The organism is Avibacterium sp. 21-594 (assembly GCF_026226815.1).
GTDB classification, from domain to species: Bacteria; Pseudomonadota; Gammaproteobacteria; order Enterobacterales; family Pasteurellaceae; genus Avibacterium; species Avibacterium avium.
Window position 1 is genome coordinate 1,610,678 of sequence record NZ_JAKKOC010000001.1, and the last position, 19,150, is coordinate 1,629,827.

At 40.4% G+C, this 19,150-nt stretch carries 26 protein-coding genes; 10 read left to right on the plus strand and 16 right to left on the minus strand.

The features are described from left to right. Window positions 1-28: 28 nt before the first annotated feature. Window positions 29-793, minus strand: a complete 765-nt coding sequence (locus L5B76_RS07615; RefSeq protein WP_265754912.1) for an Abi family protein — start codon at window positions 791-793, stop codon at window positions 29-31. 153 nt (window positions 794-946) lie between these two features. Then, a complete protein-coding gene (locus tag L5B76_RS07620; protein ID WP_265754913.1) occupies window positions 947-1,180 on the minus strand; it encodes a hypothetical protein in 234 nt (77 codons plus the stop codon). Between the two features lie 273 nt (window positions 1,181-1,453). Between L5B76_RS07620 and L5B76_RS07625 the strand changes: the two genes are divergently transcribed. From L5B76_RS07625 to L5B76_RS07640, 4 genes are all read left to right on the plus strand, one after another. Beyond that, window positions 1,454-2,077 (plus strand): recombinase family protein, encoded by a 624-nt coding sequence (locus tag L5B76_RS07625; protein WP_199735584.1) that lies wholly within the window; start codon window positions 1,454-1,456, stop codon window positions 2,075-2,077. A gap of 29 nt (window positions 2,078-2,106) precedes the next feature. Next, window positions 2,107-2,580: a hypothetical protein gene (locus L5B76_RS07630; RefSeq protein ID WP_265754914.1), complete on the plus strand. Its 474-nt coding sequence runs from the start codon at window positions 2,107-2,109 to the stop codon at window positions 2,578-2,580. A 121-nt stretch (window positions 2,581-2,701) separates the two neighbouring features. Beyond that, the gene (locus L5B76_RS07635; RefSeq protein WP_035686537.1) at window positions 2,702-2,971 is read left to right on the plus strand and encodes a type II toxin-antitoxin system TacA family antitoxin; all 270 of its coding nucleotides are present in this window, start codon (window positions 2,702-2,704) and stop codon (window positions 2,969-2,971) included. Continuing rightward, entirely contained in the window at window positions 2,971-3,480 is a 510-nt protein-coding gene (locus L5B76_RS07640) for a GNAT family N-acetyltransferase (RefSeq protein WP_046097285.1), read from the plus strand. Before L5B76_RS07635 ends, L5B76_RS07640 begins: the two co-directional genes overlap by 1 nt. 53 nt (window positions 3,481-3,533) lie before the next feature. Here L5B76_RS07640 and L5B76_RS07645 read toward each other — a convergent pair whose 3' ends face one another. From L5B76_RS07645 to L5B76_RS07675, 7 genes are all read right to left on the minus strand, one after another. Further along, window positions 3,534-4,286, minus strand: a complete 753-nt coding sequence (locus L5B76_RS07645) for a hypothetical protein (RefSeq protein WP_265754915.1) — start codon at window positions 4,284-4,286, stop codon at window positions 3,534-3,536. Between the two features lie 155 nt (window positions 4,287-4,441). Further along, on the minus strand, window positions 4,442-5,410 hold the full coding sequence (locus L5B76_RS07650; protein ID WP_265754916.1) for an ArdC family protein: 969 nt from the start codon (window positions 5,408-5,410) through the stop codon (window positions 4,442-4,444). Between the two features lie 79 nt (window positions 5,411-5,489). Then, window positions 5,490-6,317, minus strand: coding sequence for a hypothetical protein (locus L5B76_RS07655; RefSeq protein ID WP_265754917.1), 828 nt, complete (start codon window positions 6,315-6,317; stop codon window positions 5,490-5,492). A gap of 108 nt (window positions 6,318-6,425) precedes the next feature. Next, the gene (locus L5B76_RS07660) at window positions 6,426-6,581 is read right to left on the minus strand and encodes a hypothetical protein (RefSeq protein WP_156127753.1); all 156 of its coding nucleotides are present in this window, start codon (window positions 6,579-6,581) and stop codon (window positions 6,426-6,428) included. Beyond that, window positions 6,578-6,829 (minus strand): hypothetical protein, encoded by a 252-nt coding sequence (locus L5B76_RS07665; protein ID WP_046097287.1) that lies wholly within the window; start codon window positions 6,827-6,829, stop codon window positions 6,578-6,580. The genes L5B76_RS07660 and L5B76_RS07665 overlap by 4 nt, the downstream gene beginning before the upstream one ends. After that, the gene (locus L5B76_RS07670) at window positions 6,826-7,083 is read right to left on the minus strand and encodes a hypothetical protein (RefSeq protein WP_250349930.1); all 258 of its coding nucleotides are present in this window, start codon (window positions 7,081-7,083) and stop codon (window positions 6,826-6,828) included. The genes L5B76_RS07665 and L5B76_RS07670 overlap by 4 nt, the downstream gene beginning before the upstream one ends. 95 nt (window positions 7,084-7,178) lie before the next feature. Continuing rightward, window positions 7,179-7,529, minus strand: coding sequence for a hypothetical protein (locus L5B76_RS07675; RefSeq protein ID WP_035686545.1), 351 nt, complete (start codon window positions 7,527-7,529; stop codon window positions 7,179-7,181). Between the two features lie 381 nt (window positions 7,530-7,910). Between L5B76_RS07675 and L5B76_RS07680 the strand changes: the two genes are divergently transcribed. The 5 genes from L5B76_RS07680 to L5B76_RS07700 all read left to right on the plus strand — a co-directional run bounded on the left by L5B76_RS07680 (window position 7,911) and on the right by L5B76_RS07700 (window position 12,183). Next, a complete protein-coding gene (locus tag L5B76_RS07680) occupies window positions 7,911-8,348 on the plus strand; it encodes a TIGR03757 family integrating conjugative element protein (RefSeq protein ID WP_265754918.1) in 438 nt (145 codons plus the stop codon). Window position 8,349: 1 nt separating this feature from the next. After that, window positions 8,350-9,276 (plus strand): TIGR03756 family integrating conjugative element protein, encoded by a 927-nt coding sequence (locus L5B76_RS07685; RefSeq protein ID WP_442780778.1) that lies wholly within the window; start codon window positions 8,350-8,352, stop codon window positions 9,274-9,276. A gap of 11 nt (window positions 9,277-9,287) precedes the next feature. Beyond that, window positions 9,288-11,285: an integrating conjugative element protein gene (locus L5B76_RS07690; protein WP_265754919.1), complete on the plus strand. Its 1,998-nt coding sequence runs from the start codon at window positions 9,288-9,290 to the stop codon at window positions 11,283-11,285. A gap of 66 nt (window positions 11,286-11,351) precedes the next feature. After that, a complete protein-coding gene (locus L5B76_RS07695) occupies window positions 11,352-11,786 on the plus strand; it encodes a hypothetical protein (protein WP_265754920.1) in 435 nt (144 codons plus the stop codon). A gap of 130 nt (window positions 11,787-11,916) precedes the next feature. Further along, the gene (locus tag L5B76_RS07700; protein ID WP_265754922.1) at window positions 11,917-12,183 is read left to right on the plus strand and encodes a hypothetical protein; all 267 of its coding nucleotides are present in this window, start codon (window positions 11,917-11,919) and stop codon (window positions 12,181-12,183) included. Between the two features lie 301 nt (window positions 12,184-12,484). Here the strand turns inward: L5B76_RS07700 and L5B76_RS07705 are convergent, their stop codons facing one another. Together L5B76_RS07705 and L5B76_RS07710 are read right to left on the minus strand one after the other, a co-directional pair. Continuing rightward, window positions 12,485-12,838: a type II toxin-antitoxin system PemK/MazF family toxin gene (locus L5B76_RS07705; RefSeq protein ID WP_039163122.1), complete on the minus strand. Its 354-nt coding sequence runs from the start codon at window positions 12,836-12,838 to the stop codon at window positions 12,485-12,487. After that, window positions 12,838-13,098, minus strand: a complete 261-nt coding sequence (locus L5B76_RS07710) for an AbrB/MazE/SpoVT family DNA-binding domain-containing protein (RefSeq protein WP_039163202.1) — start codon at window positions 13,096-13,098, stop codon at window positions 12,838-12,840. Before L5B76_RS07710 ends, L5B76_RS07705 begins: the two co-directional genes overlap by 1 nt. A gap of 247 nt (window positions 13,099-13,345) precedes the next feature. Here L5B76_RS07710 and L5B76_RS07715 point away from each other — a divergent pair, with 247 nt between their 5' ends. After that, window positions 13,346-13,681 (plus strand): hypothetical protein, encoded by a 336-nt coding sequence (locus L5B76_RS07715; protein WP_039163124.1) that lies wholly within the window; start codon window positions 13,346-13,348, stop codon window positions 13,679-13,681. Window positions 13,682-13,719: 38 nt separating this feature from the next. On the opposite strand, the gene L5B76_RS07720 is transcribed toward L5B76_RS07715, so the two are convergent. Genes L5B76_RS07720 through L5B76_RS07740 form a run of 5 tightly spaced genes read right to left on the minus strand, consistent with a single transcriptional unit; the run spans window position 13,720 to window position 19,146 of the window. Next, window positions 13,720-15,228, minus strand: a complete 1,509-nt coding sequence (locus L5B76_RS07720) for a conjugal transfer protein TraG N-terminal domain-containing protein (protein WP_039163126.1) — start codon at window positions 15,226-15,228, stop codon at window positions 13,720-13,722. 13 nt (window positions 15,229-15,241) lie between these two features. After that, a complete protein-coding gene (locus L5B76_RS07725; RefSeq protein ID WP_035686564.1) occupies window positions 15,242-15,541 on the minus strand; it encodes a hypothetical protein in 300 nt (99 codons plus the stop codon). Further along, window positions 15,538-15,930: a hypothetical protein gene (locus tag L5B76_RS07730; protein ID WP_265754926.1), complete on the minus strand. Its 393-nt coding sequence runs from the start codon at window positions 15,928-15,930 to the stop codon at window positions 15,538-15,540. The genes L5B76_RS07725 and L5B76_RS07730 overlap by 4 nt, the downstream gene beginning before the upstream one ends. After that, window positions 15,917-18,742: a conjugative transfer ATPase gene (locus L5B76_RS07735; protein ID WP_265754927.1), complete on the minus strand. Its 2,826-nt coding sequence runs from the start codon at window positions 18,740-18,742 to the stop codon at window positions 15,917-15,919. Before L5B76_RS07735 ends, L5B76_RS07730 begins: the two co-directional genes overlap by 14 nt. Further along, window positions 18,742-19,146: a TIGR03751 family conjugal transfer lipoprotein gene (locus L5B76_RS07740; RefSeq protein WP_265754929.1), complete on the minus strand. Its 405-nt coding sequence runs from the start codon at window positions 19,144-19,146 to the stop codon at window positions 18,742-18,744. Before L5B76_RS07740 ends, L5B76_RS07735 begins: the two co-directional genes overlap by 1 nt. Window positions 19,147-19,150: the final 4 nt, after the last annotated feature.

The following is a 19,150-nucleotide window of genomic DNA, read 5'->3' on the forward strand; positions in this document are numbered from 1 at the left end:
CCCCTTGGAAAGGTTACCCTTAAATCCCTTAGGGGATTTCCCTTATGCCTTTTCCTTTTTGGGGTTTTCGTGCGATTGTTTGACTTATACGCTCAAGTTGCTTCAATATATCTGCCGTTTTAGGCGAAATGTACCATAACACCTGTTTTATATTATTAAATACGTTGATAAGATCGATTTTACTTTCATCGAAAATTGGCTCATGGTGACAAATTCTATTCCTTAGATAACGCACTCGGCTTGTTATGTTATGTATCTCATTCACTATTAAATCACGTTCATCAGGGGAGGAAATACAAACATTAGGGAATGCTTTATTAAAATGATTTATCCATCTCATTCGATGAGTTCGTGATAGCATATTTTCCCAAAATATAAAGTTAAGCTCTGCTACAACTTTTCCTGGCGAAATCTCATTAGTATCTATTCTTAATGGCTGTAAGCGCCCATTGATGAAATGGAATTCATAGGTTTTGTGTGAAGACAACTTATTTACAATACGGAGCAATTCTTCTCTTGTTGCCGGTTTTAATGCTCGAATAAAGTTATCATTTAGAATACTATGTGCCCTATAACTAGGTTCTAGCGCATTAATAATGGCATTTCGTAATGCTACTTCATATAAGCTAATCACTTCCAAAAGTGCGCCACTTATTTGTATGTTCCAAATATAGAGTTCATATGCCTGCATATCTTTTAATGAAAGGTCATCTTCATCTTTGAAGTAAGATAGATAGGTTTCTATTCTTGCTTGGGATAATAGAGTGTGAAGCTCACTAATTTTAAATGCCATAATTTTAAACCATATTAATTAACACATTGACAACGATGTCATTGAAGTATAGCATATAGGAAGACTTAGGGACTGTGAAGATAGCGATCATTGATTAGCTGGACCCCCCTTTGCAAAAGAGATAGCCCCAATTGATGAAATTGGGGTTTCTTTTTATTCATCAATTTCTGCTTCCACTCCTTCTTCCTCTATAATCACTTCTTCCCATTCATCTTCTGATAAAAACTGCCAATAATTACAAATCCAACCATCTTCAAATTTTTCCCATACCCCCGCATAGTTATACTCTGTCACTTCGGGATCTGCGTGGCAAATTTGGCCCGCTTGAATTTGTGCGTTGGCCCAACTTGAAAAAAGAAGAGTTATAACGATAATCAAGATTTTCATTTTTAGGTCATCTTATTCCTCCTGTTCCAGTATATTTATCCTAAATGACTTTTCCTCTCCTAAATTCTCTGAAATTTCAAAACAATTAATTCTCCTAAAATCTCCTGATATTTTGCAAAATAGCTACTGTAATTAGGGTATACCTCAATGACACTGGCAAAAATCCAGTAAATGCCCCCGTCATTTAGACTGAAAATGGGGTTCAATAACCGAGTCATAAAAAAATGACCTTAATGAAGGTATGTTGAGTATTTTATGTTCGCACGAATCTATATGAGAGTCTCCACCGAAGAGCAAGATCTACAACGGCAAGAAAAACTGATCAATGATACAAAACGTAAAGGCTTTTATGTGGCAGCCGTATATCGTGAAAAAATTTCAGGCACAACGGAATGGGAAAAACGCCCAGAACTTTCTCGGTTAATTAGTGATTTGCAACAAAACGATGTCGTGATTGCCGAAAGCATCGATCGCTTAACACGGTTAGAACCGAAAAAAGCCCTTGAATTAATTAATGCCATACAATCAAAAGGGGCAAAAATTCAGGTTCCTGAAGTATTTGACTTTGATACCGTGTCACAAAGCCTCGGTACAAGTGCAGAGGTTTTTGACCCTAAATTTTTAATGTCAGACCTCTTTTCTGCAATGCAGAATATGTTTTTAAAACTTGCCGTCAGCGTGGCACACAATGATTTCCAAAAACGAAAAGAACGACAACATCAGGGAATTGCTCTTGCTCGAAAGCAACGAAAATATCGAGGGCGGCAACCCAATATCGCATTACACCACGCCATTATTGAACAGCGAAAAAATGGGACATCCATTAAAGAGACCGCGGCAATCCTTAATACAAGTGAAAGTACAGTATTGAGAGTTTGGCGAAAATATAAGGTTTAATATCATTAAAAACGGTAATGAGGAATATCATGAACCATAACATTTTAAAACTGAATGCGACATCTACTCAAAATAGTCCTATTAATATTCGTTTTAATAACTATTTAGAAGAACACCTTGATAGCATCACCAGCTCCATATTGGTGATTATTTCTGGAAAAATTGCAACAGGAAAATCAACTCTCTTAAGCAAAATAACAAAGCTCAAAAGCGTAGTTTTGATTAATTCACTACTTGACTTAAATAATAAATCCCCTAATCTAAATGACAAGGACATTTTAGGTATTGATGTTTCAAACTTTCAAGAATTGGATATCATCATAAAGCAATTAGAAACCTTAAGAAATCCAATTATTATCACTACTATCGACTACATTTACCTTGAGTCACTAACAAACTGGCAAGCATTTATTAATAGCAGAAAAAAACTGACAAAGATGAGAAATGCACCAATTCACTTGCTCCTAACTAGAAACCAGATTTCAACGAAGGCGTTATTCTAAAATAACTAAAGCTACGAAGAGTAACTCACTACAACAAAAATACTTTCCTCCTTCCATTTTAGCACTTGAAATTACCGTACATACACCGTACAATCAACACCTAAAAAAAGAGGAGAATATTATGCCAGCCACAGCGAGATTTGAAGCTAGAATTAATACTGATGTGCAACAACTATTAAAGCGTGCTGCAATCCTTGAAGGACGTAGTTTAAGTGATTTTGTAATTAGTGCAGCACTGTCGGCTGCGAAAAAAACAGTGGAAAAAAATGAACTTATCCACCTTTCCATCGCTGATCAGCAGTGTTTTGCAGAAGCATTAATTTCACCGCCTATGCCAAATAAAAAAATGCAAGAAGCACTTGATTTAAGCACCTCATTATTGGGGGAATAATGCTCCCCAATATCAAGATTACTGCATTTGATAAAGCCTATCTACGCGATCAATTTGATTGTGGCGTTCCGCCGTTAAATCAGTATTTACAAAAACAGGTTTCACAAGACATCAAAAGGCGTATCGCCTCTTGCTTTGCTGTCATTGATGAAAACAAACGTATTTTAGGCTACTATACTTTAGCTTCAGCAAGTATTCCTCTTGTTGATCTCCCTGAAAACCTTAAGAAAAAACTGCCCCGTTACCCTAGTATTCCAGCGGTTTTACTTGGTCGCTTAGCCGTTGATAAGCAAGCAAAAGGCAATGGTTTAGGAAAAGCCTTACTCGGTAACGCACTAAAACGCATTATTCGTTCGGATATTGCGGCTTATGCATTGATTGTTGATGCCAAAGATCAAAGTGCGGTAGATTTTTATCAACAATTTGGATTTCTCCCTTTCTCTAAAGATACCCACAAATTATTTTTTCCACTAGCAAACATCAATCTTCATTTAGATCGAGAAGCCTAAACCTAAACTTCTTACAGTAAAAAAGCACTCAATACTGAGTGCTTTTATTACCATTATTCATGGTCAAATTCAAAATCGTCCTTCGAATAACCAAACTCCATTGCAATATTGAAAAGTCTTTCTACTGAATCAGGATATTCGCAATGACAAGTCTCTGTTTCATCAGAACTTTGAATACCTGCAAATAGCATTCCCGGTTCAAAATAGGCTAATCGAAAACTTGCTTCAGGAAACCGATGGGTAAGCTCAGTAAACCATTCTGAAGGTGGACACCATGCGGTATTAAAGCTCACACAAAAATACGTCTGTCCATCAAGTATATCATCGCAACATTGTGTATCCGCATTCCATTTTACGCCCCAATTCGCATAAGCCCATTCATACCAAGTAGGCGCATTATATTTACGCTGATTATCAATATATTGCTGCCCTAAGGCTAAATCAAAGTGAAAATAATCCTGTTCATTAGAATGAACGTTAAGCCAATGGATAAAATCACCCACTGTCCAGTGATTCTCTCGTGATAACAAAGATAATCGTAACGCTTTCTTGCCATCTTTGATAAATTCATCAATTAGCTCGTCAGTCAGTTGCTGTAACCTGTCTAGCCCCAATAATCGAAATGATGGCCAACCATAGCCTCCAGAAACAATATTCACTTCTTCAGGCATTGGGATTAACAAGTTAAAATCAACCACCAGCTGATTTTCTTCTTGATCGAAGCGTAAAACTTTTTCAACAATCGACTTCAGCATGGCAGAATCTTGAGCTGAGACTTCAAGTGAGTTTTCGCACCAATTTGGCATCGTGTATCTCCTTATTTAAGTGAAATGATAAAAGGGATACACTGCCCCAAAGGGATAAATGTATCCCCATTGGGAAAAAGTGCGGTAAAATTTAACCGCACTTTTAAATGTTGAAAGAAAGAGGTGCATCATTAAATGATGCCACTCCGTATGGTTTACGCCGCTTCAGGATAGTAATGCTCATATTGTTTTTGAACATCAAGCGTCTCAAGCATATATTCACAGGCTTTGCGGGCAAACCCTGAGGCTTTAAGAATGGCTCGATTATCCTCTTTCAAAATCTTGAGCCAACTTTGAATATAGGCGGCATTTTGTGGAACTTGGCTAAACCCAAGATGTGCACATAAAAATGCCCCACCCATTTCAGCAATTAGCTCTTCAAAGGCATAGACTTTGTTGCCAAATTTGGCTTTACCTGAGGCAATGCCTTCTCGATTTAAACGCGAGGCGTGCCCTGTGGCGTGCGTCATTTCGTGCAAAAGTACGCTGTAAAAATCCCGCTCTGAATGGAATTGTTTCATTTCAGGGATTACGATTTTATCGGCTTTTGGCTGATAAAAGGCTTCGGGATTGGGTACAATATCCACTGTCAGCGACATTCCATCAATAATTTTGCGAATGTCTGCGTAAATCTGGTATTGGGTCAGTTCAGAATCCCCTGCACGTTCTTGCGTGTTATCAAACATTGCTTTCGGCAAACCGTCGCATTGTTCAATGTTGAAAACAGGATAACGTTTTAAAATGGCAAACTGCTCCATTTCAGGGTTGCCATCTTCATCACAAATCGGGTTACCTTCGTCATCACATTTTTCACGCTCAATCGGGCAATAGCTCGCAACAATTGTCGCTTTCTCACCTTTACGCACATAGCCGCCTAATTTGTTAGCTGCCCGTGCGGTGATCCATTTACATTGTCGATAGCCATTTTCTGCGCCAGCAATCCATAAAAGTAAGATATTTATTCCTTGATAGTATCGTCCTGACACGGCATTGCAAGGTATGCCTAAATTGCCTTCAGGGTTATCCCAAGGTTTTAGCCAAGGAACCGTGCCTGCTTCAAGTGCGGTGATAATTCTATCGGTAATTTCTTGATAAATATCTTTTTTCTGAGTTGAATTGTTCATGTCTGTTCTCCTAAATATAAAAAGGGGAACAGCCCCACAATCGGAGATGTTCCCCGATTGGGTTGAAAAGAAAGTCAATTTATTGAGGCTGACGTAATTGCGTTAAGCCTGCTAGCTTGTGTGCAAAGGTTCTCGCTTCACGAATGGCATCAAGGATTAAATCACGTCTATGGCCTCGGTAAGTGGTATCCTCACTCAAGTAAGTACACCAACCTAATGAACTTTCGCCCATTTGAATGCCGAGTGCTTTGTGATAGACCGTAGCACTTAAATCAACGATTTTCATGCCATTCAAAATGGCTTCGCAAAATTGATTGGTATCCTCATAGCCAAAATCTTCTGAGCTAAAATAGCCATAATGAAAAGGCACGGGTTCAACCGTAAATTCAATGCGATACTGCTTAGTATTAATGGTGCGACGTTTTTCTTCTGGTTCAATATACATTGATTCCAGCAAACGATACCCAAGACGTTCCAGCATTGTTGAGGTGTCTTTAATGTATTCGCCTAAATCCGCAATAAAGTTGTCCCAGATTGCCCTGAACATTTCTTTATCTTTGTTGCGAATATCTCGAAAGCAAAACGCTTCTTCCGCTGGACGCGTATCAAGGCTCATCGTATTACAATGGGAATAGCGATAACCGAAATGATTACGCGTAATGTCAAGCACATTGAAATACTCATTCGCCCCAATATATTCGGCAATAAATGCAAATCGGCGATAGGCTTTCTCTGTTTGGTCAGGATAAATGTGTTTATACAAATTAATCCAATCATCAGAATAAAGCCGACCATAAAAGGCAACGCCATCGCCTTGGCTATAAGAAAGCGAACTTTCAATCATTAATTCACTTGGAAAGCCAGCTTCAACCAATTTATTGTCAAAATAAGTGTGTAAAATATTCATTGTGTTTCTCCAAAATAAAAAAGGGGAAACACATTTCCTCAAGGGAAAGGTTTTCCCCTAAGGATAGGAATATCTTATCGTGATACGATTAAGATAGGTGTTGAAAGGTTAATTCGATTTGTTTTCGGGATCTTTGTCAGCAAGTGCTTCATCTTCTGAAAACTCTGCTTTAATTAAATCCCAATTCGCCCAATATAAAAGCCCAACAAACGTGCCTATAAAGAGCGTTGACAAACCGAGTATAACAAAGAGTGGCCAGTTCATTTTTTCTCTCCTTGCGTATGTTTTGACTTAATATCTGTATAATAAGCACAAAGATGACCTATTATCCAAGTAACTGCACCAAAAAGAAAGAGAAAAATCCCTTCAAGAACAGAAACGTTGTCTGAAGATAAAACCGTTCCTACAAGTCCAAGTCCCATCAGGTAAGCTCCTTTGCGTAAATCATCACTTAAGCGTAATAACGTTACTGTCTGTAAATGATGGAATAATGCTTTTAGCTTGGCTTTCATCTTGTTCGCCCTCCTGAGACCAACAAGGTATTTTCATCTTTTTGAGTCACCTCCAAAAAACGAAAATGTGAACCATGTTGTGCTGGCATTTTTTGTAAAAATCGCACCGCACTTTCTTGTGGTTGGCGAGCTGCCCAAACAGCCTTAGCTCGCTGAATAATTTCATCAATCAAGGCTTGCTGGGGTTTAGTATCAAGATGCTGATATTTCGGCATATAATCTCCAACTGCTGAGAATAAAATTTGCACTCTCATTGTGTTTCTCCTTAAAAATAGTGGGGAAACACAACCTCCTTGTGGGAAGCAATATGTTTCCCCAAAGGACGTAGCAAGGTTAACTAAATGTCAGTTTAGTAATACCAAAATAAGATAGCCGCAGACACCGCCCCCATCAGTAAGCCAATTAAGCTCATTGAGAGAACGACTTTTAAATGACGCCGCTTAAGTTTTTCGATTTCTTCACAATACGAAATTTCCTGTTGCTGTTGCAACATTTCGTGAAAGGCTTCTTGCTCAGCCAAACGTCGCTGAACATCGTCTTCAATACTGTGATGAACTGCTTGGCTCACGCCTGATAGTTTGTTGCGTGCAAAAACCACGGCTTTGCCTAAACCCCGACCTAAAACATAGGAAAAAGATTTTTTGGCTTTTTCGGGTTGTTGAGATGATCCAAAGGGATCGAAAGGAAGTGAATTGCTCATAATGCATTCTCCATTGAAGTTAAACATAGGTTCAAGGAGAAACGCCCTGCAGGGACATTTTTCCCTGAACAGGTGAGATAAAAGACACATTCACAGTGTAATCACTGAAACCTCTTTCAGAATGCTGAGGTTATTTCGGCAATGAACACAACTACCACGACGGGCTAGTCCGTTGCTATTTCAGGTGTTCTGCAACGTTTTAAGGGCTACCAAAGTAGCTGACTTAATGCCCTTATCATACAAAATTCACTCCCATAAAAAAATCCTTTTTTGCTGTTTCTTTGCACAATAATTGTTTCTATTTCAAAGAGAATTAATTATTCAGTTCATTTTGGAAGTTCGCTAAGGTTGGGCTATTTCTCTTTTAGTTGGTAAAAGGTCATGATAAAGCGAACGCTCCTTGTATATTTAAGTATCAGTATAGCTGCTTGGGCTGAACTTCCACGCGAAGTCAATATCACGGTTTTCAGCACACAAGCCTATCCCATTCAAAATGTCCAACTGGCTCAGCATCTTTACCATCTCGACCGTGTCGAACAATGGGAAGATGCGCTTAGCCAAACATTAAGTACCAATCCCGTCCAAGCGGAAAGTCAATCGAAAGCCTTCTTTCAACATCCTGATAGCCAAACGAAAATCCACGAATTACAGCAGGCTTATCAAGGCGTGATTATGGGCTGGCAAATGGGCATTCGCAAAGTCCCCGCCGTGTTATTTGACAACCCACAATTTGGTCAAGGTGTTATTTATGGTGTAACTGATGTTCAGTATGCCATTCAACTTTGGAAACAATGGATAAATCAAAAAGAGGGAAAATAACGTGACAATAAAAATCCCGCAAAAACTGACCGCACTTTGTACCGCACTTGCTTTTACTACAACAGCACAAGGCGAAATTAATACCGCGACCATTATGGCATCGAGTGCTTCAACCAGCTGCTTAGAATACAAGGTGGTAGGCACCTGTTTTTGGCTCTTCTGCACTTATTTTGGTTGCAAAGTTCGCACTTCAACAAAAGTACGCCACTTTTTGCCTGAAATGGTGGTTTCAGCCTATAACCACGATGGACAAAATCCGTGGTCAGAAATGAATGTGATGTCTCAAGGGGTTAAAGGCGGGGAATATCGCTCACCACAAAAAAATTACAGCCAGCTTAATTTTAAAAATGCTACTGCACTTGGCCACCCTCAAGGGGCGATTGGTAATTTGTTAAAAAGTACAGGTTATTATTGCCAAACCCAAACAACACCATTTATGCCGTATTTTTTAAGTAGCCTTGATTACTTTGCGTGGCAACAAAATTTGCCTGAGATGTTTTACCCTGAAGCACTGATACCAGGAATGCGTGAAGTACGTTCAGGGGCGGAGATGTGGGGAAATATTTATCCACGAGGTGGTGCGGTAACCCAAGTGGATGATTATAAGGCATCAGCCGTCATTGCACAGCGTGTTGCCGACATTGTTACCCGCACAGGACAACTCCATATCTATCAGCCTGCGGCGAGAACAGGCGGTGCAGGCACTTGGTATCCCAAACCTGTTAAAGAAGGCAATGCCAATAATCATAAATGGCAACAGCTCTCTCCCGAGATGCAACAATCTTGCAGTGCATTCCCTGATACCCCGCCGACAATGTTATCTGAAAAAGGCAATTATGCCTGGGCGTTATGGCGCCCTTATAAATGCTGTAAGCGTCGTGGGCAAACCTTTTTATACAGTATTGATTGGTCTAACGATAACGAATAAAAGGAAACAAAATGAAACGACTCAATAAAGTGAGTGTTGCGGTACTTTTCGCACTCAGTACATCTCCCATTTATGCAGAGCGCTCTCTGTTAGACAACATTCAATTTAATAAATCTGACTCCGTTTTATCCGATCAAATTTACTATCAAATCGGCGGCGGTTCAGGCTATATGACACCACCGACACGAGCAAAATCCCTGAAAGCCATTGAATTTGGGATTGGCTGGAAAGCCAATTTAATGTGCGGTAATTTTGATATTAAAACCACCGTAAAAAACCAATTAAACGGTATCACGGAGGGATTTAAAGATTTGATGAGCAACGTGATGGAATCAGCAAAAGGGGCAGTAGCCAGTCTTCCAGCGATCGTTATCCAACGTGCTAATCCACAACTTTATGACATTTTAACCAATGGTGTTTATCAAGGACGGCTTGATTTTAATCGCCTAAAAACCAGTTGTGAAGCCATGTCCAAACAGCTCGCTGACTATACCCTAAATGGGCGTTGGGCAAAATCGGCGGATTTGGAAAATTACAAAAGCATTGTGGCCACCGAACCCGATGCACAAAAAGCACAGAAAAAATCGGAAGATAACAAAGGAAAAAATGGTAAAGAATGGATTGGCGGTCAAAAACGCGGTGGCGAAAATCAAAAACAAATCAAACTGATTGAAGATGTTTCTAAAGCAGGTTACAACCTCTTACACAACCGCAACGCCTTAGATGAAAGCCCACTTACAGGGCAATCTTGCACAGGGGCGACTTGCCAAACCTTTGATTCGCCACAAAAACTCTCCGACTTTTTAACCCGAACCATTGGTGAACAGTCCATTTCGACCTGTACTGAAGATTGTGGCCCGAAAACCAGCTCAAAAGCAGGGGTTGGATTGGCTCCTGCAATTGAAGAAGAAAATGTACAAACCGTAGAGAAACTCGAGCAAGTGCTGAATATGGACACGCCAAGTAAAGAAATGCTGGCTGAACTGAGCTCTAATACTATTCCTGTTACACGGGGACTCATTGAAGCCTTACGCGAAGATCCTGATGTGGAAGTGCTTAGCCAACGTTTAAGTGCTGAAATCGCCACGGCCAAAGTGATGGAAAAAATGCTATTAGCTCGTCGAGCAATACTCGCAGGAATGCGCGAACCCTATGTAGCAGCCGATCAAAATGCACAACAAGAGCTGGAAAAAACCTTAAATAAAATTGATTTAGAAATCTCTCAAGTCAAACTTGAAATGGATATGCAAAAAATGATCACCAGTAACACAGCATCTGTCGTGATTCAAAACAAACTCAACCGCGAAGCCAATGTTGGCAACCATGGAGAGGGCTATGACAACGTGGATAAACGTGTCAATGACTTAGCTTACGGCACACCAAATGTGGAAGATCATATGGAAGCAGGCGATATTGCCTTACCTCGCCGAAACATTGCCCTAGATGTTCCGATTGTGAACAACGTTGTGCCTTATAGACCGCCTTATAACGCAAGTGGAAACTATTCTGGCAATTATAAACCAATTGCCCCCATCAATGGTTCCTCTCTTGATCAAGCGACAAGTCTATTGAGAAAGTTTGAAGGATTTATTAGTAAAGCAAAATGGGATATGAATGCACAGCGTTTAGGCTACGGCTCAGATACGATAACCAAAGCAGATGGTACGGTGATCAAAGTACAACCTGGAATGACCGTAACCAGAGAAGATGCTGAGCGTGATTTAGCTCGAAGAACGAAGGAATTTGCAAATATTGCGAGAAGAAACGTTTCTGCCGAGACTTGGGATAAATTACCACCTAATGCACAAGCTGTTTTAACCTCGATGGCTTACAATTATGGTTCTCTGAGTAAATTGGAGTCCGTGGTAAAAGCAGCAAACGTCTCAGCCAATACAGGTGATATGACTGCATTAGCCAATGCAATCAGAAGACGACAAGTTGATAACGGCGGAATGAATGCTCGACGTCGGAATCAAGAGGCTGATTATGTCCTGAATAAAACAAACTAAAAAATAGTCGCATTTTTAATCTTTCATTGATACATTATTAACATCTCAAAACAGCCGGAGCTTTTTATGCGTAAATATCTTTTTTCAAGCATTATTTTAACCGCACTTTTTTCTACTAATGCCCTTGCTGCAAATAATAGCAATATCATTTTTTCTTGCACGGCAACAGATGGTAAACCCATTATGGTGAAAAAAGTTGGCAGTGATTATGAATACACATATGGTCAATTTAGTTTTAAAAATCCAATCAAACAAGTCATCGCCAATGAAAACTCTGAAATTTCAGTAGGTTCAGGATTTATTACGAATGTAATGGAACTTAAAAATAACGGAATTTCTTACCGTGTTGGTTTTCTTCAAGGTAGAGGTACCAACACGATTGACAACCCTAGCGTTGACATTTACAAGAATGGGCAATATGACGACTCTATCGAATGTAATGTAAAAAAAGCGATTAAACAAAACTTTGCTTCAACACAGATTCGCCGTAGCGGTCTTTAGGCTACAACAAAGTATCTAAAAAGGGGCGTTCCAATTTATTACGCTCCTTTTTATTACAACACAAGAAAAAATCCTTAGCAGAAGGTGCATATTGATCACCATAAATAGGTTTAATCACCGATGAAACAAGATGATGAATGTTACCAACTTCTTGCAAGAAAAAGTGCAGTTGAGATACTTCAACGACTCACTCCAGCAGAAGATATATCAACGCAAGATGAATTGGACAAGTACATTGATGATGAAAGAAACAATTTATAATCCAAGCGTGATTGATATGGACATCACTCTTGCCAATAACATTTGGGATAACTGGTTTAATGATGCACTGGTCGCATCAGCAGTTTTTTCTGTATGGATTTCTTTAATTTACAATATGTTATCTTCATTTTTGTAGTATAGCATTGTTGCTAATCTACTACAGCCCCAAAGAAATTATTGGATATTTTCCTGAAAAGCGTCTATATTTGGGAAAGAGAGCATCAGCTATCATAGTGCTACTTAATTTAGGTGCTTCGCTACCGTATAATGCGAGTTTTACAAGTAGGTGCTTCGCTGCCGTATAATGCGAGTTTTACAAGTAGGTGTTTCGCTACCATATAATGCGAATGTTAAAGTAATGCTAAAAAAGAGCAGGATAAACTGTTCTTTTTTACTACATTGAGATCGACACAAATCCCCCCAACTCACCTAAAAAATTAGTCTTTCAGAATTGCCTCAACAATATCCTGTGTTTCAGCTAAAATATAGTCAGGCACCGACTCCACTTTCTTTGCATTTCTTCCTTTAAAATCAATAATTCTGGCTTGGTACGCTACAATAACACCTTGTGTTTTACAACCTGTCCCACTTAGTGTCACGGCAAAACCGTTATTTCTCGCCAGTGTAGCATTACCTTGTGTAATGGGAGCAATCATCATAAATCCTAAATTATGAAAGGTATGGTTACTTAGTACCAATGCAGGACGGCTCTCCCCTTGTAACTCGTTTCCTACAACAGGATTCAAGCACACAGTAATAATGTCCCCTCGTTTAAAATTGTATTTAGCCATTAAATTTCATTCCCTATTGGCGTAAGAGAATCCCATTCTTCAATAACGGGGAGCTGTTCAGTAGAGGTCATTGCGATACGTTCAGCTAAGGTGAGTCTTCTTTTTTTCGGGGCATTAGGAACAATGACAATTTTGATTGTATTGTCATCCACCTTTTCTAGTTCTAAAAAATCGCCCATATTTAAATTCATTGATTCAGTAAAGTCTTTCGGTAAACGAATCGCTTTACTGTTGCCCCATTGTTTTACTTGTAATCTCATATTTGTGCTAGGCAAAACGTATATCTCTCGATAAACGAAAACTCAGCCTCTCCTTAATCCACTAGTCTTTCATTTAACCACAATCGTATCATTTTATGATACACTTTTAGTGTAGCTTTATTTTTTGTAATGTCAAATGATTACGCAAATTCATTGTAAATTGCCTATTGACTTTTCTACACAAGAGGACAAGAATAGTCAGCATATAAATTGTACAACCCTATGGAGATCATAAACGGAGGCAAAAATGAAAATGGCACGTTTTGCAAAATTCGTAGATAAAACAGAAAACGCGATTAACAAATTTCAATGCTGGCAGGCATCTAAATGGCTTAAGGCAGTCATTGTTCTCGGCATTTCTGTCTTACTCTTTGGTGTATTTTACTACTTGACCGCATTCACAATTTTGTTAGCTTTAATCGTGGCATTTAAATTTTTTCCTGAAGATGTAAAAGGTATCTTAAATTTCTTCAGTGAAATTCTTTCAACTGATGGTAATAAGAAAGACACTGAAGATGGTTATAGAGACGGAGACTTAGGGTTTGGATTTTATGTCGGTGATATAAGAACCGATGATGATTAAATAGCAAAATCAAGAATGACTTTGCTATTTTTCATTATTTATTTCGACATTGTTTTTGCACCAGATTGAACAATATTTGTTCCATTTGAGCCACTTTCTTTAACTTGTCGTGAGCCTTGTGTGAAATGATCTGCCAATTTTCCTACATTCACTCCAGCCCAAGACATTGCCGTAACCCAAACACCAGGCAAAACCAAAAACATTACCCCTAACACAAAGCTCATAATCACATCATCACGGCTATTTTGGAGAAACGCCCAACTGATTTCTGATTGATGGCCAGGGGAATTATACAAAATGCTAATCAGAAACGAATCCAACCAACGTGCTAGCTCCCACCAAAATGACACGGTCACTAATGCAAACTGCACAAACATCAACGTTACAATGGCTTTTAAGGAATACCCACTAAATATAATGACAATCGGCGTTAAAATAATGACTGCCATAATCAGTAAGGCTTGGATCATAGGCAACGCATTACGCATTGCATCAAAACCTGGGTACGCAGCAAGGCTGCCCGCCGTAATCCCCAATGCGGATACCACTGAAGAAACATTATTGGTTAGTGTAGAATCTAAACTGCCACCGTATCCTTCATAGGCTTTTCCCCTTGAGATATTAATATTTTCAGGGCGTAATAAGGTGCGAAGTAACGCCTCATCTTGAATATTCGCATCAGTAAACAGCTCGCCTAATTTCACCGATAGATTTTGTCGCATATCTGACAACAACATATCTTTTAACCCAATGCCACTGTCTGCCCACCATTCATCGCAATGCGGGAAACCGCCCTCGCCCGTATTGGGTAATCCCTGATCACGGTTAGGGTCATAAGCCCAACGTTGCATCGGTTGCATCGCTCGATAACGAGGATAAAGTTCACTATTATTCACTAAAATTTTCCCGCCAAGCCAGCTTACCTCTCTAGCTTGTGCGGCATTCATTGCCACTTGGCTATCCAACACTTTACGGCGAGCAGGCAAATAACATTGCTGCACAAATTGACGGACTTCGGTCAGCAGTGCGGGGTTGTTAATTTTTTCGTGTTGCACTTCAAAACGGATTTGACGCAAATCAGGCTTACAAGGAATGGTTGAAACCGCACCGTGTAAAATCCCTTTATTCACCGCGTGCATCAAGCCCCACAACAAGGGCACTTTGGCTTGTTTATCGGCAAATTCACTCACCATATTGGCATAACCTGTTTTTTCAGGGGCTAATGGCACTTTATAGCCACAATGCTTCGATTGCTCCACATTGTAAGCCATATTATTGAGCGAAATCGGTAACATCGGGGCAAGGGTAATCACAATCACCAGCATTGCAGGAAAAAATTGTATGCCTAGCCAATCAATCAGCAATTCGCCTTTGTTTCCCTCATCTGCCCCTTGTTTTTTCACTTCTAACCACGTTTTGATGAGTACCCCAATTAAAGGGGCAATAAATAAGCCTGTACTGGCCAGTAATCCAAATAGACCATTGTTGATTATCCACCCCAATAACGTGAGAAAATATTCAAGATAGCTGTCTACATTAAACGTCATCTTTTCCTCCCCTTTATAATCGATAGAGTAAATTCAGCCCTTCAACGGTGAGAAATACCGCTATCACCAATCCCCACAGTTGAACGGAGAACGGACGAACACGATAAATACGATACATTAACCCTATCACCACCGCATACAAGCAAAGTCGCCACGCCATCCACCCATTGGCAGTTTCCTGCAACCATTGATTTAGATTCAGTCCTGGCATATAAGTCACCAAGACAACGCCAAGTAAAAGCACACTTAAAAAGAGCAATACGCCGATTAAAAGTGCGGTCAAAATTTTGCGTGTTTTTGAACGGGTTTTCATTGTGCCTCCCCGCCAAATAGTCCAGTCGGAATGGTCGGAGAAATCCCGAGTTTTTCACTCAACGCATAAGCAAACCAAAAGGCATCAATGTCATCGGCAACACTTAAAGAAAGCCGTGTGGCATTCATCTCGCTAACAAATTGATAATACCCACCAATATTGAGTAAAAGGTAAGTGATCCCTTTCTCGCCAATCACCTTAATATGCCACGCACGTTGTTTGAACACACGATGCGGATACAAAATAAACTGTTGTACGTTCCCCACTCTTGCCAAAATCTGCTTACAAAGCCGCTCTAAATCTTGCAAAACTGGGGCAAGATTAAAAGGACGAATAATTGGGTCAGCTTGAAATAAGAGGCCGACACGACTTGTCTTAGGTTGGCTCATCAGTAATTCCTCTTGCTTTATCAATCTGTTTTGCCATTATCAGGGCTGCATCAAGTTCACTGCACTGATGCTCAGCCATAATGGCTCGGCGTTGTGCTTTCTCGTGTTTTTCTGTCATACCCAGAGCCAAATAAATACTCGGTGGCACGACACGGAATAAGGCTTCCATATTGGTTGCCAGTACCACACCCTCAGTATATTTTTTATCGGCTTTTTTCGCAGAAAGTAACATCAATTTTTGTGCTTCAGAAAGACGACGAAAACGGTTCACTTCTTCAATTTCATCATTGGTCAGATTCAGCAACTCCCACCATTCAATCATACTGAGCAATTTCGCTGCCTCTTTCGGAAAATCCTCCATATTTTGCGTGGCCAGCCACAACCAAATGCCCAATTTTCGCCACATTTTTGACCCTTTTACCAAGAATTTAGCAAGCAAGGGATTGACGGTGATAATATGGGATTCATCGGTAATATTGACGATAGGACGAAAACTGTGTTGGTATTTTTCCCCAAGGCTATTGATATGGTTAATTAAGGAAATATACGCAATAGAAAGCTCGGCTTCATAGCCTTCACGGGCAAACATCGCTAAATCCACAAGGGTGATGTCTGCCTCTGGCCAAATTTCCCCTTCACGGTTAAAAAACTTCCCATTAATTCCCGTACAGAACATATCCATCGCCTCTGCCATTTCAGCCAATCTTGCACGTCGCTCCTCTCGGGTATCGGGGTGTTGACTCAACGCCTCTAAAGCATCGCGAACATCGCCCGCGAGGGTTTGTCGCCCCTCAGCATAGGTTTTTTCGGCGGCCATCATAATGGCACGACGGATTTGGGCTCGGTCGGCACGACTCATTTTGTCATCTTCTTTCATCTCGCCGCCCGTGATCATTAAGCGTGTGGTCAATTCCATTTCAGCTAATAAATCACGTTGCTCACTGCCCTCTTCATCGTCCTCTTCCTCATCAATAACCGCCTCAACATCGACGTTCATTTCGAGGAGTTTATGGGCTTCGGAAAAAAGCGGTAAAGCAATATCACTGCTCGGCTCAAGGGAAATACGGTTGACCGTTAAACCATAACGTTGGGCGTAATCGGCAAATAAGCCAAAGGAGTTTCCTGCCTCAACTACAAAGAGACGTGGTCGATGTACTGCCATTAGTTGTGCCATTTGGGCATTCAATGTGGCTGATTTTCCCGATCCTGTTGGCCCTAACAGCAATTTATGGGCATTTTTGGCTCTGTCTTTCGGATTAATGGGATCAAAATCCAGGGGTGAACCACCGCGATTAAAATAGGTAATGCCAGGGTGTCCTGTGCCTGTTTCCCGCCCAAAGACAGGCAGCATATTAGCGAGGTGCTGCACAAAATAATACTTGGTATAGTAATGGGTTTTCATATCCAACTGCGGATTGAAATTCATTGGTAACCAACGAAGATAACTGTTCAACGGGGCAATTTCAGCATTTTCTTTAACGGGAACAAGATTGTTACTCAGTAAAATGGTTCGAAGTTCACGAGAACGTCGTTTGAGTTCTTTTTCATCTTTACCGTGAAGATAAAACGCCAGACTGGCTTGATAGAGCTTGTGACCATCTTTGAGGTATTCCATCACGGTTTTGACATCTTGTTTCAGGTAAATCGACTCATAATTTTCGCCTACCGCACGGCTGCTAATTCGTTCAAGATGGGCTTCTAATTTGTCTTGAGGATACACCACAATAGTTGTCACCATAATGGTCGATTCAGGCAACAAGTCAAATAAGGCATTAATATTCTTACCACGCCGTACCTCACCTGTGAAATGCCCAATGGCTGGGGTATTTCTTAGGTTGTCAACAACCACCACTTCGTGAGGTAGCCCATCAAAATACCAATAATCCTGTTTGCTTTCAGGTTGGTTATAAAAGAGATTTTCAGAGAAATCTTGCCCAACAAACGGCAAATCATCGCTTGTTGGTTGATGCAGTTTGTCATAGCAGCTGCCATTATCGAGATCAAACGCCATCGCAGGATTAGGGTTAAACCAACGGAGTAACCATTGATGAATTTGCTCGCCTGTTTGGCGTGTTAAGTGAAGCCCCGCGGTCGTTAATGCCCCAACCACCCGCTCACAGGCATTATTTAAACTTTCTACCGCACTTTGTTCTTCATTTTTTCCCACATAACGGTAAATGACCATTCGCGTACGGCGAATACGCCCAGACCAGATCGTATTGGTAATGCGATCATCAACAAATAATCCCCCTGGCTTACTAATGTCTTTTAAATGTTTTTCTGTATTTTTTAACCATTCTTGCGTAAACGCACTTTGCACAATATCAGGGGCAATATAGGCTTTCAGGCTTTCCACATAAGGGCGTAAATCTTGTTCATCTTGACAATAAAACTGCACAACGTACGGGTAATTATCTAATTCATCAAAACTGTCTTGCAGTGCGTCTTTAACAAGGCTGCGTACACGACTTAAATAGTCCTCACCACGCCCTTCCGTACCAATAGGTTTAACATCAAATACTACGCCAACACTGCGTACGTCATCTAATAACATCACACCTTCTTGTTCTAAAAATTCGCCCCACGGCAAATAATCCACAAAAGAGGGCTGTTTGCTATATAAACGCTGATGATGTGCTGCTTGGGTTAATTTACCACTCCGCTTCACAGTTTGAGGCACAGAAAACCCAGATGAAGGCTCAGAGGACGGCGTTTCCTTCTCTACGTTTTTCTCTACCTCCTCGCCTTTTTCTGGACGAGAAGCCGCCTTATCAGGAAAAAAGGACGTCAATACGTCTGAAAACACGCCCATTATAACCCCCTTGTCCGTTCACCTGGCTGTGCATACTGTACGCGACTATAAAAGGGGATCACTGTGGAATACCCAGGGATCGGCATTGGCTCACCTGATGCCGATAAATGAGGATACACATACATAATTAAATCAGGATTAGGGAGCTTGGGAAAAAGGTTTTTAATTTCATTTTCTGCCGTGCGAGTATAATCCCGTTGTTCTTTAAAGCCGATATAATTGACAGGATCAAGCTGACGGTTATTGCTATCGCGATAAACCTGTAACTGTGCGCCACTGCCCCCTTTATTCCAAATCGCCTGCATTGTTTCCTCACCAGTTGGCAATAAGGCTTTTTGTGAAGTTGAGCAAGCGGACAATACACAAAACGTGATAAGTGCGGTAAAAATTTGTCTTCTTTTCATAGCA